Raw genomic sequence first — 16,816 nt, forward strand, 5'->3', positions numbered from 1 at the left:
CCTATCGACTCTCCTTCAGGGCGGAACGGTACTCCTTCGGCGTGACCCCCGTTACCCGCTTGAAAATCACACTGAAATACTGCGGATCGCCATACCCGACTTTCCCGGCGACATCATAGGTTTTGAGGCGGGTTAATGCGAGCAGCTCCTTGGCCTTGTCGATGCGCAGCCGGGTCAGGTACTCCACAAAGGTGCATCCGGCATGCTGCTTGAATAAGGCGCTGAAATAGCTCGTACTGAGATACACGTGCCGGCAAACCCGGCCTAAATTGAGCTCCGGGTCGCCGTAATGCTCCCGGATGAACCGCAACGCCTCCTCAATCTGCCATTCGCTCACCCCGGCCCGCCGTTCGGACAGGTAAGCGAGCACTCGGCGGCAGCAGTCGTCCAGCCAGCTTTGCAGATCGCCTAAAGTCTGGATCGGCGGCAAGCCGGAAAACGGATCTTCGCCGAACAGTTCTCCGTCGTCGAAGCCGGCGTCCACGATCATCTGGATAAGCAGGGCAAGCATGCGATGGGCGGCGGCGTAACAGCGGCGCGGCGCGGCCAGCGACCGGCGCAGCTCGCCGAAGCCTTCCTCCAGCGCCTGCGAGACCAGGTCGGCTTTGCCGGTTTTGAGCGCGGCGGCGAGCCTCTTCTCCAGCTCCCCGTAACCGGTATGTCCGCCGAGGCCGGGTTTGCCGTACTCGACGTCGGAGATGCCCAGCACCCGTCCCCGGCCGTGCAAGAAGCGGTATTCCAACGCTGAGGCAGCCTCGCGGTACGAATGGGCCAGTTCGCTCCGCAGCCGGCAAGGGCGGCCGATGCCGATGGAAACCGAACGCTTCAAGTATTTGTGCACGGCAAATCCGGCTTGCTCGGCGGCCGTTTGGGCGGCGGACTCCAGCTCCTGCGGGTCGCCGGCCAGCAGCAGCCCGATCTTGTCGTCCCGGGTGCCAAACGCGAATCCGCCCCGCTCCTTGGCGAACACTTCCTCGAAAATGTTGAAGGCCGCAAAGCGCAGCAGCTCGTCTTGATCCAGGTTCTGAGCGGCAGGCAATCCGTTCGGGACGGGGTCATCCAGATCCGCGACAAGCGCCAGATACGCCGGACCGCATAAATCGATTTGGTAATAAGCCAGCTTCTCGTTGATTTCCGCTTCGTTCAGCCGGCTGGTGACCATTCGTTCCAGGAAGCGTTCGCGCATCAGCGGCAGGCTCTCGTTCAGCCGCCGGCGCAGCCGGTTTAAGTCTTCCCGATGGGCGCGCTCCTCGTCCAGTTCGCTTCTCATCCGCCGCAAAAAATCGGTCAGCTCCTCCAGGTTCACCGGTTTGAGCAAATAGTCGTTCACCTTCAGCCGAATCGCCTGCTGGGCGTATTCGAAATGCTCGTACCCGGTCACGATGACGATTCGGATATCCCGGTAACGCCCGGCGACCTGCTCAGCCAACTCCAGCCCGTCCATAAACGGCATGCAAATATCCGTTAGGATGACGTCGGGGTGAAATTGATGAACCGCCTCCAGCGCATCCCGGCCGTTGGCGTAATCCCCGGCGAGCTCGAAGCCGCAGGCGGCCCAGTCGGTTTTCAGCCGGATGCCCTCCCGCACCTCGTCCTCGTCGTCCACTACAATCAGTTTGTACAAGTCGCTCCCCTCCCCGCTTGAGAGGTCAATAGGTTCAACATGGGCGTTGGCAGGCTCCCAAAGCACTCCTCAATTTCGACAGCGCTTACATCTCTTCCTTGTACAACGCGCCGACGGATACGAAACAGGACCTGTCGCCTGGGTCCATGGTTCGTGTCCGCCGACGCTAACCGTTTATTTTTATCCTATTCGTAGAGCAGCGGTTTAATCTCTTCCGCGTCCATGTTCGTTTTATCGTACCAGTGAAAGCCGGTATCGATCGTATTCTCGACCGTTTCGCCACGGAGGGCCATGACCGCCGCCTTGACCGTCCAATAGCCGATGCCGATCGGATCCTGGGTCACCGCGCCGGCCATCGTCCCGTTGCGGATCGCATCCGTCTGCAGCTTCCCGGAATCGAAGCCGACGACCGTCACTTTGCCGCTTTTGCCGAGTTCGCCCACCGCATTGACGACGCCGATCGCCGAGCCTTCGTTCGAGCCGAAAATGCCCTTCAAATCGGGATGGGCTTGCATGACCGCTTTCGCCAGGTCGGTGGATTTGAGCTGATCCCCGCCGCCGTATTGGACATCGACGATGTCGATGTCGGGATATTTCGCTTTGATCTGCTCCATGAATCCGTCGCGGCGGTCGACGCCGGTCCGGCTCGTTTGGTCATGCACGATCAGCGCGATTTCCCCTTTGCCGCCGATCAATTCGGCCATTTTATCGGCGGCGAGCGCCGCGGCGGCCTTGTTGTCGGTTGCGGCCGTCGCGGCCGGGATGTCGCTGTCCACGCCGGAGTCGAAACCGATGACCGGGATGCCGGCCGACTTGGCCTTCTCCAGCAGTTGCACGGCCGCCTGGCTGTCGAGCGCCGCAAGCCCGATCGCATCCGGCTCTTTGTCCAGCGCCGCCTGCAGCATCTCGATTTGCTTGTCGACCTGGGATTCGTTCTCCGGCCCCTCAAACGTAATGTCGACGTCGAATTCCGCCGCCGCTTTCTCCGCACCCTGCTTCACCGCCTGCCAGAATTGATGCTGGAACCCTTTGGAGATGAGCGGAATGTACGGCTTTTCGTCCGCCGCCCCGCCGTTAGCCGCATTGCCCGAACCTTCGGAGGCACCGCCATTACCAGCGTTACCGCCGCCGCCGCTGCTGCTGCTGCCTCCACCGCTGTTCGCGCTGCCGTTCCCCGCGTTGCCTCCCGCGCCATTGTTGCCGACCTCGCCGCACGCGCCCAGTACTAGTACCGCCATCAACAGCATCATGATCGCCGGCATCCATCTGTTTTTTTTCATGTTTTTCTCCCCTTTAATTTTGAATTTGGACTTTCCGCCTACTTCTTCCGCCGCCGCAAAATATCGGCGTACACCGCCAGAATCACGACGGCCCCGACGATCACCGTCTGCCACTCCTGCGGCACGGACAATATCCGCAGCCCGTTGGTCAACACGCTCATGATCAGCGCGCCGATGACGGTGCCGAGGATGGAACCCTGGCCACCGCTGAGCGAAGTGCCACCGATCACGACGGCGGCGATCGCCTCCAGCTCGTAGCCCGAGCCGAGCGACGGCTGGGCCGAGCTGAGCCGCGAAGCCATCATGATCCCGGCGATCCCGGCGAAGGCGCCGGTAATGACGTAAATGATCATTTTCCAGAAGGTCACGTTGACGCCGGACAGCCGGGTGGCTTCCTCATTGCTGCCGATCGCGAAGTTGTAGCGGCCGATAAGCGTTTTCGACAGAATGATGCTCGCGACGATCGCCAGGCCAAAAAAGATGAACACCGCCGACGGGATGCCGAACAGCGTGGCCATGGCAATCTTGGAGAAACCGGGCGTGTCGTTGAAATAAATCGGTTTCGTCCCGGAGACGACAAGCGACAGCCCTTTGGTCACCATCATCATGCCCAGCGTGGCGATGAACGGAGGAATGCCCATCCTCGCCACCAGCCAGCCGCTGATGAAGCCGCACAGCGCACCGGCCGCTATGCCGCCGAGGATGCCCAGCGGGACCGGCAGATTCCAGAAGGATACGATCACGCCGACCATGACGGCGGCGAAGGTCATCACCGTGCCGACGGACAGGTCGATCCCGCCCGTAATGATGACGAAGGTGGAACCGAGCGCCAGTACGCCGATCACCGCCGTCGAGAGCATGATGCCGATCAGGTTGTCGAACCGGAAGAAGTTCTCGGACGACAGCGAAAAGACCACGACAAGCAGAATCAGGCTGGCGAACGCCAATATTTTCTGGGTGGCGCCTGCCCGGAATAATCTGGGCCTTGCTGTAGCGGCCGATTGTTGCAGTTCAGCCATATGAAACCCTCCTATATGTGAAATACTTTTGCAGCACCGTCCGATGCTCAGCGTCCGCTTGGTTTCGGGCGTGCGGCGTCCAGCGCTTCGAATCGGGAGTCCGCTCCTACTCCCTCATCGTCGCCAGCCGCATGATCGCCTCCTGGGTCGCCTCCTCCCTGGACAGTTCCCCTGTGATCCGGCCCTCGCACATGACCAGCACGCGATGGCTCATCCGTAGAATTTCCGGCAGTTCCGAGGAGATCATGACGATCGACTTGCCCTGGCGCGCGAGGTCGTCCAATAGCTTGTAAATCTCGCTTTTGGCGCCGACGTCGATGCCGCGGGTAGGCTCGTCGATCAGCAGAATATCGCAGTCCCGGGTCAGCCATTTGCCGATGACGACCTTTTGCTGATTGCCGCCGGACAGGAACTTCACGACCTGGTTCACGCCGGGCGTCTTGATTTTCAAGGCGGCAACCTGCGCTTCGGCGTTGTCCCGGATCGCTTTTCCGCGCATCCAGCCGAACGCCTTCCGGTATTGGTGCAGCGAGGCCACGGCGATATTGCTTTTGACATCCATATCCACCAGCAGGCCGAACCGTTTGCGGTCCTCGGACAAATAGCCGATCCCCTGCTTCACCGCGTCCGCCGGTCGGCGAAGCTTGACGTGCCGGCCACATACGTAAATCTCGCCGGCATCGGGCGCATCCGCCCCGAATACCGCCCGGGCCACCTCGGTCCGTCCCGCCCCCATTAGCCCAGCGATGCCAAGGATCTCCCCTTTTTTCAGATGGAAGCTGACGTCTCTCACCGCCGTCCCCCGGCACAGATTCCGGACCTCCAGCACTTTTTCCTCGCTAACGTGCGCCGTATCCGGTTTGGAGGTCGCGTAAATCTGCCGCTCGACCATCATCTGGATGATGTCGTCGATCTTGGCTTCCGCCGTGTCCACCGTATCCACGTAACACCCATCCCGCATAACGGTAATCCGGTCGGTGACGCGCTTCAGCTCCTCCATCCGGTGCGAGATGTACACGATGCCCACGCCCTTGTCGCGCAAACGGCGGATCGTGTTGAACAACTCCTCGATCTCGGCATCCGTCAACGCCGCCGTCGGCTCATCCATAATCAGTACCTCCGATTGATGGGAAAGCGCTTTCGAAATTTCCGCCATCTGCTGCATCGCGACCGTCAGGCCGGCCACCCTCGCCCGCGGATCCAGCTTGACGTTCAGTTCGGCAAACAGGGCAGCCGTCCGATTGTTGAGCTTATCGTCATCGAGCAGCAGGCCCGCCCACTTTTTCGGCTCGCGGCCGATGTAGATGTTTTGCGCCACCGTCAGATCCGGCATCAACTGCAGCTCCTGGTGGATGATGCCAATGCCAAGCTCCCGGGCCGTCCGCGTATCGGGAATCTCAACCTGCCGTCCTTTGTAGCGAATCGTGCCGGCGTCCTTCGGATACACGCCCGTCAAGATTTTCATCAGCGTGGATTTGCCCGCCCCGTTTTCGCCGACCAGCGCGTGTACCTCGCCCGCCTTCAGCTCGAACCGGCAGCCGCTTAATGCCCGCACGCCGGGGAATTGCTTATCGATCCCTTCCATCGAGACCAGAATGTCGTCCATCCGACCCACCTCGATTTTTTCGACTTCACGTTCAGTTTATAGGCCGGTCCCCCGAATTAGAGTGGAATAATCTACTGGAAAACGTTTAAAATTTTATGATATCCCTGTGCTCCTACGTGAGAGTGCGGTAGAGAAAAGGAGCGACGGCTATTGGGGGATGGATGGGAGTTGCGGCGAAGGTTGTTGGTGGTTTTTTGGCGTAGGGGGTGTTGGAGGGGGGAGGTAAGGTTTGTTTGGCGGGGGTTGTTGGTAGGAGTTGCGGTGACGTTGGTTGGTGACGTTGGTTGGTGACGTTTGCAAGCGGTGTTTACGGTTGTGGATTTCTAAGCGTGGATGCGATTGGGCAAATGTATATGAAAAATCGAATAGAACTCGTCCACTTTGGGCGATTTCGGCGAATGTATGTGAAAAATCGAATAGAAATCATCCCCTTTTAGCGTTTCCGGCGCATTGTATATGAAAATTCGAATAGAATCTACCTCGATACCGGCGATTCCGGCTTTTGCAGTTAGGTTGATTCGTCCTGCCGCAATCCAAACAAAACAGCGCAAGCGACGGGACTAACTGCTCCGGTTACTTGCGCTGTTTCCGAATCTCCCGTCCGGCGGGAGGCCGCTACGATGAATAAACGATCCTCGCGGCCGCTAAACCGTCACGGCCAGCTCGGCGGAAATCGTGTCGCGGCTGCTGCCCCCGACCTGAACGGCGATCTTGCACGGTACCGCCGCAAAACGCAGCTCCCGGTTCCAGATCCCCAGTTCCTCCCGCCCCAGGACGAATTCGACGGTGCGGCGTTCTCCCGGGCTCAGCTCGATTTTGCTGAACTCTTTCAGCTCGGCAATCCGGCGGGTAATGCCCGATTCCCGGGCCCGGATGTACAGCTGGACCGTTTCAGCCCCACAGCAGGCTCCCGTATTTTCCACCTCGACACGGACCGTCACCTTCTCTCCGTGTTCCAGCTCCGCCGCTGATATACTACCCCGGGACAAAGAAAGACGAGAATAGGCAAACTCCGTGTAGCTCAGTCCGTAGCCGAACGGGTACAGAGGCGCGGCGGGCATATCGACGTAATTTCTTGTTCGTCCGGGATCCTTTTGGTTGTAATACACGGGAAGCTGGGCCGAGGATCGCGGCAGCGACACCGGCAGCTTGCCGCTCGGATTCGCCTTTCCGAACAGGAGCTCCGCGATCGCCCGGCCGCCCTCCGTGCCGGGATACCACGCGCAGAGGACGGCGCCGCACAAGTCGACGACATCGGCGATCGCATGCGGGCGGCCCTGAACGATGACGGCGACGACGGGCTTGCCGGTGGCGGCGACGGCCTCGACCAGTTCCCGCTGCACCCCGCCGAGCGACAGGTCGGCCAGGTCGACGCCTTCGCCGCAGTCCATCTCGGACGGACTGCCCTCCTTGACGATCGCCGCGCCGTTGTCTTCGAAGTCGCCCCCGAATTCCCGGGCGCTGCTCCCGCCGAGCACAAGCACCGCGACGTCCGCGCCCTTGGCGGCCTCAACCGCCTCGGCGATGCCCGCCGCAGACCGGTCGCGAATGCCGCAGCCCAAGGCGTACACGATATCGGCGCCTTCCGGGGCGCACGCACGGATGCCCTGCAGCACCGTCGTGCCGGTCCCCTCGCGCTGGACGCTCGTGTAGTCGCCCAGCTGGTTGTACAAGCGGTCTGCATTCGGGCCGATAACCGCGAGCCGCCGCAGATGGCCGGCGAGGGGCAGCAAACGGTCCTCGTTTCTGAGCAGTACGGCCGATTCGCGGGCGACCTGCAGATTCACCTCGCGGAATTCCGGGCTGCCGACGACGGAAATCGTCCGTAACTCCGGCACGTACGGCCGGTCGAACAGCCCGAGCCGGAATTTGAGGCGCAGTACGCGCGCGGCCGCCCGGTCGATATCCGCCTCCTGCACCAGCCCCTGACGGACGGCTTCCTCCAGTGTCGTAAAAGCGGTGTCCCACAGGCTGAGATCCACGCCCGACGTCAAGGCGAGCGCCGCGGCGGACTCGTGGCTGCCGGCGAGCGCCAGCAGCCGGTCCACCGCGCCGCCGTCCGCCATCACCACGCCGTCGAATCCCCACTCCTCGCGCAGGATGCCGGTCAACAAACCACGGTTGGCGTGGCACGGCACGCCGTCGATTTCGTTGTACGCCGCCATGAAGCCGGCCGCCCCGGCGAGCGCTCCCGCCCGGGCCGCCGGGAGATGGATCTCCCGCAGTTCCCGCGGACCGATGGCCGCCGGACCGGCGTTGCGTCCGCCCTGCGCCGCTCCCTGCGCGCACAAATGCTTCAGGACGACCGCGACACGGTCCGGCGCATCCAGCTTCCGCGGGTCCTCGCCCTGCATCCCGCGGACCGCCGCTTCCGCGAAGCGGGCGGCCAGGTAAGGGTCTTCGCCGAAGCATTCCTCGGAACGCCCCCAGCGGGGTTCCTGCAAAATATCCAGCGCCGACACCAGACCGACATGCGCGCCGCGGCTGCGGATCTCCGCCGCCACATAGGCATACGCCCGCGCCATCAGCGCCGGATTCCACGTCGCGCCGGCACCCAAATTAACCGGCAGCAACGTCCCGTCGAGCGCCTGGTGGCCGTGCGGACATTCTTCCGTCAGCAGGACGGGAATGCCCAGCCGGGTATGCTCGAGCATGTACCGTTGGACCATGTTCGCCACTTTCGCGCTATCCGCCGCGGTAATTCCGTTCGCGTAATTCACGCCCGACCACGGGTCGCTGCGGAACAAGCCGTACAATGCGCCCATCCCCCCGCCCCGGGCCACCTCGTCCATAAAATCGTCGGTCAGCACGAAAGCATCGCCTTTTCGCACGTAGGCGTCCCAGCCGTACATCCGCTGATTCAGTTGGCCTACCTTTTCCCGGAGCGTCATCCGGGCCAGTAAATCCGCCACCCGCTCTTCCAACGGAGCGGACGGCTGCTTGTAAGTTTCCATCCGTGTTTCCCCCCGCCGTATCATCCTATTCCTTCGCCGGTTCCATGCCCGCCGGCTTTTCCCCGCCGCCTGCACCCGCCTCCTTGCAGATGCGCAAGCCGCGGTATTCCTTCGGCGTCATGCCCGTATACGACTTGAATACGGACACGAAATATTTGTATTCCTTGTAGCCGACCTTGTCCGCGATCTCGAACACCTTGTCGTGCGTCGTGGCAAGCAGGTTTTTCGCGTATTCGATCCGCATCTCGTTCATGTATTCCGTGAAGCCTTTTCCCGTGCTCTGCTTGAAAATATAGCTAAAATAGCTTGGCGTGATTTTCAGCCAGGCGGCGACCTCCGAAGCTTTCAGATCCGTGCGGTAATGCTCGAGGATGAACTTCTTCGCCTTTTCGACGATCCAGTAGGATTTGTCGATCCCGTTTTTATCGATCAACTGCAGCAGTTCCGCCATGTCCTCCATAACCACCGCCTCGAGCGCCGCGTAGGTATTGTAGAAATTCGGGTCCGGCTGGCCTTGATGGCCGTAATCCAGCCCGGTCATTCCGCTTTTGCGCAGGCGCTGGCGCAGCAGCGCGAACAATTCCTCGTACCTGTTCCAAATTTCCGGCAGCAAATAACGCGATGCCCCGAAAAAACGGAACATATCCGCCACCAGCCGGCGTACCTCTTCCCGGTCTTGCTTGAACAGCGCGGACACAAGGCACTGCACCGTTTCCGCTGTATCGAACACCGGCAGCGTCCGGCCCGACTGAACCGTTTCGGCATAGTCGGCCGTCAGGACCTGGCGGTCGTCCAGCACCTGGAGCGCCAGTAGACGCACCGCCTCGGCGCAGCGTTCGGCGGTTGCCCCCAGGTCTTCGAATACGGAGGAAGCGCCGCAATAAATTCGCCCTTCCGCCGCAGGAGCGAGCGGCAAAATCGCCGATGACACCCATTCATCCCAAAGGCTCGGCTCGGCCCATTGCTCCGCTGCCAGCAAGGTAATCAGCAGGTTCTCATGTTCGAATACGGACACCGCGCTGAACGGGAAGCGCTCCAGATTGCGGTGCAGCCCAAGTTGCCAGGCCTCCCGGACCGCTTCGTACCATTCGCCCTCCATATCGCCAAACTTGTCTTGGAAATCGGCCAGCTGCGTCGCCAAAATGCGGTACTGAACGCCATGCAGCGAGGCGGGAGCCTCTTTGCCGTACGCCGACCCGTGGCGCGCCATGCCCGAAAGCCACAGTTGGATCTCCCGAACCGCCCCCTCCCTATCGCTGGTGCGGATGCCAAGAACGATTTTTTTCACGACGGCGGTCAATTCCTCAATGTCGACCGGCTTGAGCAAATAATCATTAACGCCAAGCCGGATTGCCTGGCGCGCATATCCGAAATCCTCGTAACCGCTGATCATGACTACCTGTACCCCGGGATGACGAAGCCGCAATTGTTGGGCCAGTTCCAGCCCGTCCATGCCGTCCATGCGGATATCGGAGAGCACGAGTTCGACTCCGCGTTCCTCGATGAGCCGCAACGCTTCCTTCCCGTCATAAGCTTCCCCAACGACATCTACGCCGAGCTCGGCCCAATCGATCGTATAACGCAGCCCCTCGCAGATGACCGATTCGTCATCCACGATCAGCATTTTGATGCGATTCTCTTCGCCGGCAGACTCGGAGCTTGCCCGAACATCAAGCTTCACCGCGATCACCTCCCGTTAGGCTTGCCTCGGCATAAGGAAAACGAAGCCGTACCCAAGTTCCTTCGGCCGAAGTATCGACGATCTGCAAACCGTAATCTTGCCCGAAAAAGATCGATAGTCTTTCGTGAATGTTGTTCATGGCTCCCTCCCTGCTTCCGCCCGCCGGTGCTTGCTCCAGGGCGCTCCGGATTTCTTCCGCCTTGCCGGGATTCATCCCTTTGCCGTTGTCGATGACGTCGACCCAGATCTCATCTCCGCAGGCATAGCAACGAACGTTGACTTCGAAGACCGGTTTGCTGCGGTCCAATCCATGTTTAATGAAGTTTTCCACCAACGGCTGGATCGTCGCCTTCAGCGTAACGGCTTCCTCAATGCCCGCTTCGGCATAAAGGGCATACTTCAGCTTCTTCTCCCCAAGCCGCCGCTGCTGCAAGTACAAATAGGACTGGGCAAAATCCAGCTCCTTGCGCAGCGTGGTTTGGTAACTGCCGCCTCCCACGCTGGAGCGGAAAAATTTCGACAGCATTTCGATCAGCTGGCTCGACTTCGCCGCCTTTTCCAAACGCGCCGTCCAGCGGATCATGTCGAGCGTGTTGTACAGAAAATGCGGATCCATCTGGTTTTGCATCAGCTTGAGCTCGGCTTCCCGCTCCCTCAGCTCCAGCTTGTATTTGTGCTCGATCAACTGCTGGATCGTCGATACCATTTCATTGAACTTCCGGTTCAACTCGGATATTTCGTCGTTGGAATTGACCGGTACCCGGGCGTTGAAATCGCCGTACGTGACCTTGCTGGTTTCCTTTTTGAGGCGCAAAATCGGACGGATGATCGTATAATGGAAGCCGATCAACGCGGTTAAACCGAGCAGCAGGATTGCCGTCAAGATCACCAGCATGATCATTTTGATCCCGCGGAACTCCTCGGACACCTTCGCCTCCGGGATCATCGCAATGACTTTCCAGTCCGTGTTCTCCATCCGGTTATACAGGATCAAATACCGTTTGCCTTCCACCTCGTAGGTCAGGTCGCCTTTGCTTGAGGACAGCTTGTCCAAAAGAGGCAAGTCCGGCTTGAAATCGTCCGGCAACGGGTTGCGCGAGCCCAGAATGACCTGTCCCTCGGCGCCTACGATAAACACGGTTCCCGCCCCGTCCTTGTAAATTCCTTTCTCCAGGAGGCTGACGATGCTGGTTTCATCCAAACGGATGATCAGCCTGCCGAGCGGTTTGGTGATCTGGCTGTAGGAATTGAGGACGCGGAACATCGACAGCACCCGAACTTCTCCATTTTTCCAGTCGCTGTGAAGCGCATAGCCTTCGGTCCAGGAAATCCCGCCCTTGCGCGCTTTCGCGGCCTGCTCCCACTTTCGTTCGTCGCCGCTGAACGGTTCGCCCATCTCGATGAAGCTTCCGTTGAAGCCCAATATTTCGATCGATCGGATATAGCCTTTCGACATCAATTGGAATGTGAGGAAATCCTCGATATTACGTTTCAGGTTCGCCTGCTGCTCGCTGCCTAGCGGCGGAGACGACCTTAAGAAACTCCTCATGTCCGGACTTAATATCAAATAGTTGGCGATATCCTCGACCATTTTGGTCTGCTCGCCGAGTTGGCCCACGACATTGTCGAGATTGCGCTTGGTCGAATTAATGAACTGGTCGCGCAGCACCTGGTTGAACTTATATTGCACGACCACGCCGACGCCAAACGTTGGCAGGATGACAAAGAGCAGGAAAATGACAAGCGCTTTTCGTTTTAAGCCAAAGTTGCCGAGAATCCTTCTGTAGCTCGTCATCGCGCGCTCCTCCGTCCGGTCGTGATGTAGGGTTTCGTACCGTCGCCATCTTCTGCCGATCCGTAACGGACCGTAATGACGTTTATCGTTCATTTCCCGGGCACCTCGTTCACCTTCTCCGCACTGTGCGGCAAACTCTCACGCCGGATTAGCCTTTGACCGCTCCTGCCGTCATGCCGGTAACCAGTTGTTTTTGCAGAAGCAAGTAAAAAATGATGATCGGAATCAACGCCATTGTCAAAGCGGCCATCTGCAAGGTGAGGCTCGCCGTTTCGATGCCGACGAAGTTGGCCAAACCAAGCGGCAGCGTCTTGAGAGCGGACGAACTGATCAATACCAAGGCGAACAAATATTCATTCCAATTGTATATAAAGTTGAGGATGACGACGGTCGCCATTGCGGGTCTTGTGATCGGGAGAATGATCGACCAGAAGATCCGGAAAATGCCCGCGCCGTCCATCACGCCCGATTCCTCCAAGTCTTTGGGGAACCCGCGCATGAAGCCCTCCAGAATAATAATCGTCAGAGACAGGTGGAACGCCGTATACGGCAAGATCAACGATAAATGCGTATCAAGCAAATGCAGTTTTTGCATGATCAGAAAAATCGGAATCAGCGTCGCGTGAATCGGCACAAGCATGCCGAGCAGAAATACGCCGTAGGTTATTCCGCGAAGCTTAAATTGAAAACGCGATAGAAAATAGGACGCCAAGGCCCCGAAAAATACGGTTACGATCAGCGAAGCAAACGTAACAAAAAGGCTGTTCAGAAAGTACACATTCATATTCGCGACCTTCCACGCCTCCGCGTAGTTGGAGAAATGCAAGGCTTCCGGGAACGAAAACGGACTGGCCGCATATTCCTGTTCATTTTTGAAAGAGTTTACGACCATCCAAAACAGCGGGACTATATTCATAATAGCGAATAGACTTAGAAAAGTGTACGCAAATATTCGGAAGCCTGCAGACTTCTTATTCATGGCCATTTCCCCCTTCCTCAAGCATCTTTTTCCCGGCCCAAACGGTTAATCAACGAAATAACGATCAAGCTGAACAGCAGAATCAGGATCGAAACTGCGCTGCCGTATCCGTAACGCATGTTGATGAAGGCGCTGTTGTACATGTGGATCGTCATGACCTCGGTTTGGTGCGCCGGACCGCCGCCCGTCAGGATCTGAATCAGATCGAATACGCGGAAGGAGTTGCTGATGCTGTAGACGACCCCAACCATAAGCGTGCTGCGAATCATCGGTATCGTAATACGAAAGGTCCGTTTGAGCCCGGTTGCCCCATCCAGCTCGGCTGCTTCATTGACCTCATCGGGGATATTTTGCAATGCGGCCAGGAAAATGACCATGTACAGCCCGCAGTTCTGCCAAATATACGCAATGCTGATCGACAGCATCGACCACCGGTCATCGCCGAGCCAATTTTGCTTCCAGCCGTCGAGGCCGATGATGCCCAGCAAATTGTTCAGCATCCCGTACTCCGTGTTGTAAACCATGCCCCAGATCAGGGACACCATAACAGATGAAATCACGACCGGCATGAAGCCAACCGTCCGGAAAAATCCGGAGCCTTTGAGCCCGCGGTTCAATAGAAGCGCAAGCAATAAACCAAGCGGAATTTGGCCGATCAGGCCAGTCACCATGATGATGACGTTATTTTTGACGGATAACCAGAAGGTGTCGTCGCCCAGGATCTTCACGAAATTATCAAGGCCGACGAACTTCATCGAACCGATGCCGTTCCAATCCATCACCGAATAGTACAGAGACATTCCGATCGGAACGATAGCAATGCCTAAATAGATGACAAGCGCCGGAAACAACCCGAGAAAAATCGCCAGTTTCGTGCCTCGTAACGTTTGCACCAGAGATCCCCTCCTCTTCCTTTATGTCGAATCTAGGTTCAAGGCCGATGAATGAAGAAAACCCGGGAGTCGGGTTTTCTTTCACGCATCGATTTTGAAAGACTTTCGTTAATTACTAAAGTTCTCCATGGCTTCCTGAACTTCCTTAGCCAGCTCTTCCGGTGTGCCTCGACCCACGGTCAGGGCTTGCAATCCGTTTTGCAGGACGTCCACCACTTGTGTAGGAATAACGCTATCGAATACCGGGGCAGTGCCGCCACCGGTTAGCGACAGCATTTCTTTCAGATAAGGGCTGGCGTCTTCAGGAATTTCCACCTTAGCCGGTACGACCACGCCGTTACGGATCAATTCTTTGTACAGATCTTCGTTCACGAAAAACTTCAAGAACTCCTCGGCAGCCGCTTTTTTCTTCTCATCGAGCCCGTTCTTGATGGCGATGCCGTATTGCACGATCCCGGCACTCTTCTTCGGATCGCCTTTGCCGCCTTCTACGCTTGGGAACAGGGCAATGCCGAATTTGTCGCCCTCTTCGTTATTAATCCGCACTCTGCCGTCAACGGTCGCGGAGGAAATATGCATGGCCGCTTTGCCTTGGATAAAGTAGTCCTGGCCTTGAACGGAGTCCATGTTGTTGGCGTCCGTATTAAAAGCACTCAGCTTCGTCAGCTCATCGATGACCGAAAGGGCCTTGACGAACTCGGGATCGGTAAACTTCGCTTTGCCTTCGAGTACGGCCGGAAGGAAATCGCTTCCGGTGAACCGGTCGCCGATGATGGAAATGTAAGACGATTGCAGCGGCCATTGTTCCTTGTTGCCGAGCGAAATCGGGGTAATTCCCGCCGCTTTCAGTTTTTTCACCGCATCGATGAATTTATCGTAGGTATCGGGGAATTGATCGTAACCCACTTGCGCGAACATCTCTTTGTTGTAATAAATAATGTCCACGAAATTTTGTTTGGTCGGGACCGCGTATTGCTGACCGTCCACGTTAAATCCGGAAAGCGCGGCTTCCGGTAAAATCGAACCCCAGTTGTCCATCAGATCGTTGATCGGCTGAAGCAGATTACCCGCAACAAGCGGAGACAAATCCGCTCCCGGCCAAACGACGTTGATATCGGACAGGTTGTTAGCGGCCGCTAGCGTGCGCAGCTTGGTCTTATACTGGGCGGATGGTACGCCGTCCTGCTTGATCACGATGTTCGGGTGCTGCTTTTCGAATTCGGCAATCCGCGCTTTGTAGACTTCGTTATCCACGTTGGGCGAAGTCCAAGGATGCATCATGTTCAAGGTAATCGTTTCCGCTTCGCCCGCGTTGCCCGAGGCGTTATTGCCGCCTGCCGCATTTTCCTTGCCGCAGGCTGCCGCGAACAAGGTCAGTACCGCAACCAAACCGAGCAGTACCGCTTTTTTGCCTCTGTGTGTTTTGCTCATAATCAACCCTCTTCTCATGTTATTTGGATAGGTCCATCCATGAACATAACAGGTGATGATCGTTTTTATTTCTCAACCTGTTATATTACTTATTATAAAAGTCATGATCGTTCGACTATATCCCATAAATCTACGATTATATCCGAAATCTTTAGATGACTTTGGCGATCTGTGTGAAATTTCCAGAAACAATGTCATATAAGGTGACATTTCCTTTTCAACCTCTTTCAGTAAGCGCTTGCAAAATTAGTTCTTTGAATAACCGCCAAGTGCGGTCATTCAAGGGCAAGCGTCAAGCTTGCGGTTCGTTCAGGATGTAGTCGACAAGCTCTTCTACCGGCACCGTCGCCAGCGCGATCGCCGTGTCGGTTACCCCGTAGTAGATATAAAGCAATCCGTCCTTCACGACGTTCCCCGTCGGGAAAACCACGTTCGGAATCTGGTAGCCGAATTTCTCGTAATACGTTTCCGGCTCCATGATGAAATTTTTCGTGCGGGCGATGACTTTCTCCGGGTTCTCCAGATCCAGCAGCATGGCGCCGACCCGGTATACCACCTCATCATCTACCCCGTGATACAACACGAGCCAGCCGCGATCCGTCCGTACCGGCGGCGTCGACCCGCCGATTTTGCGCGATTCCCACGTCATGTTTTCCGCTTTCGCCAGCAGCTTCGGCTCTTCCCAGTGGACTAAATCGTCCGAATAAGTTATCCACATCGCCGATTTTTCCGTGCCGTAAGCTTCGCCTACGTACTCTTCCGGCCGGCGCAGCAGCACGAATTTGCCGTTTATTTTCTCCGGGAACAGGATATTGTCGCGGTCGTTGATTTCAAGCGGCGTCGTGTCGGCCACGAACTCCCAGTCGATCAGGTTCTTGGAGGCGAGGATCGACGAACGCGTCAGCCAGTGCCCTTCCTGTTCGCCCCATCCGTCCGGATACTGCGGGATCGAGCGTTCCGGCACGCCCCGGCCCGTCGGGTAATAGCTCATCGCGCAAGGCCGCAGCGCATAGTTCAAGTAGAACGTATCGTCGATTTTTACGATGCGCGGGTCCTGAACGCTGCCGTAAGGGAAACCGAGCATGTCCGGCGTGACGATCGGCTCGTCCTTCACGTGGGTAAAATGCACCCCGTCTTCGCTTTCCAGCAGCCCCAGGAAGTTTTTGCACGGCGTCAGCGAGCCCGCCGTCCGCTCGATCATGTAAAACTTGCCGTTATCGATGATCACCGCCGGATTGAATACGGTTACTTTTCTCCATTCGAAACCTCCCGGTACCACGATCGGATTTTCCGGATGCCTCGTTATCTTCATCTGTGCTCCTCCTCATGAAACCCCATAGATATTGATCTTTACTGTTATTATAGCCTTGGCCCCCGCACGGAAATATCCCATAAAGTTTCGAAAACATCTGAATAATTCCGATGGTTTGGCGCATCCCAAGGCCCAAGGCCAAGGCGTGGCGGTCTACAGGGTTCGAGTCTTGTTGTCTCTGCATGCTGCTTTGCACGATTATCCCTTTCGTTAAGGGAGTAAAGGTCGGGGGCTAGGAGAAA

At 57.5% G+C, this 16,816-nt stretch carries 11 protein-coding genes; all 11 read right to left on the bottom strand.

What is annotated here, in order from left to right:
* Position 1: 1 nt before the first annotated feature.
* On the bottom strand, positions 2-1,624 hold the full coding sequence (locus tag ACQ4N8_RS17975) for a response regulator (RefSeq protein ID WP_430705727.1): 1,623 nt from the start codon (positions 1,622-1,624) through the stop codon (positions 2-4).
* A gap of 185 nt (positions 1,625-1,809) precedes the next feature.
* The gene (locus ACQ4N8_RS17980; RefSeq protein WP_430705728.1) at positions 1,810-2,904 is read right to left on the bottom strand and encodes an ABC transporter substrate-binding protein; all 1,095 of its coding nucleotides are present in this window, start codon (positions 2,902-2,904) and stop codon (positions 1,810-1,812) included.
* Between the two features lie 38 nt (positions 2,905-2,942).
* Positions 2,943-3,923, bottom strand: coding sequence for an ABC transporter permease (locus ACQ4N8_RS17985; protein WP_430705729.1), 981 nt, complete (start codon positions 3,921-3,923; stop codon positions 2,943-2,945).
* Positions 3,924-4,029: 106 nt separating this feature from the next.
* Complete coding sequence (locus ACQ4N8_RS17990; RefSeq protein ID WP_430705730.1) at positions 4,030-5,529, bottom strand: sugar ABC transporter ATP-binding protein; 1,500 nt, start codon at positions 5,527-5,529, stop codon at positions 4,030-4,032.
* A gap of 644 nt (positions 5,530-6,173) precedes the next feature.
* The gene (locus ACQ4N8_RS17995) at positions 6,174-8,483 is read right to left on the bottom strand and encodes a glycoside hydrolase family 3 C-terminal domain-containing protein (RefSeq protein WP_430705731.1); all 2,310 of its coding nucleotides are present in this window, start codon (positions 8,481-8,483) and stop codon (positions 6,174-6,176) included.
* A gap of 25 nt (positions 8,484-8,508) precedes the next feature.
* Positions 8,509-10,164 carry a response regulator transcription factor gene (locus tag ACQ4N8_RS18000; RefSeq protein ID WP_430705732.1) on the bottom strand — a complete coding sequence of 552 codons (1,656 nt, stop codon included), beginning with the start codon at positions 10,162-10,164 and terminating at the stop codon, positions 8,509-8,511.
* Positions 10,154-12,052 carry a cache domain-containing sensor histidine kinase gene (locus ACQ4N8_RS18005; protein ID WP_430705733.1) on the bottom strand — a complete coding sequence of 633 codons (1,899 nt, stop codon included), beginning with the start codon at positions 12,050-12,052 and terminating at the stop codon, positions 10,154-10,156. The genes ACQ4N8_RS18000 and ACQ4N8_RS18005 overlap by 11 nt, the downstream gene beginning before the upstream one ends.
* Before the next feature lie 55 nt (positions 12,053-12,107).
* Positions 12,108-12,944, bottom strand: a complete 837-nt coding sequence (locus ACQ4N8_RS18010; RefSeq protein WP_430705734.1) for a carbohydrate ABC transporter permease — start codon at positions 12,942-12,944, stop codon at positions 12,108-12,110.
* Between the two features lie 11 nt (positions 12,945-12,955).
* Positions 12,956-13,831, bottom strand: coding sequence for a carbohydrate ABC transporter permease (locus ACQ4N8_RS18015; protein WP_430705735.1), 876 nt, complete (start codon positions 13,829-13,831; stop codon positions 12,956-12,958).
* 108 nt (positions 13,832-13,939) lie between these two features.
* Positions 13,940-15,262: an extracellular solute-binding protein gene (locus ACQ4N8_RS18020; RefSeq protein WP_430705736.1), complete on the bottom strand. Its 1,323-nt coding sequence runs from the start codon at positions 15,260-15,262 to the stop codon at positions 13,940-13,942.
* A gap of 292 nt (positions 15,263-15,554) precedes the next feature.
* Positions 15,555-16,574 carry a glycosidase gene (locus tag ACQ4N8_RS18025; protein WP_430705737.1) on the bottom strand — a complete coding sequence of 340 codons (1,020 nt, stop codon included), beginning with the start codon at positions 16,572-16,574 and terminating at the stop codon, positions 15,555-15,557.
* Between the last annotated feature and the right edge of the window lie 242 nt (positions 16,575-16,816).

The sequence above is a fragment of the Paenibacillus macerans genome (genome assembly GCF_050565405.1).
Taxonomy (GTDB): Bacteria; Bacillota; Bacilli; order Paenibacillales; family Paenibacillaceae; genus Fontibacillus; species Fontibacillus macerans_B.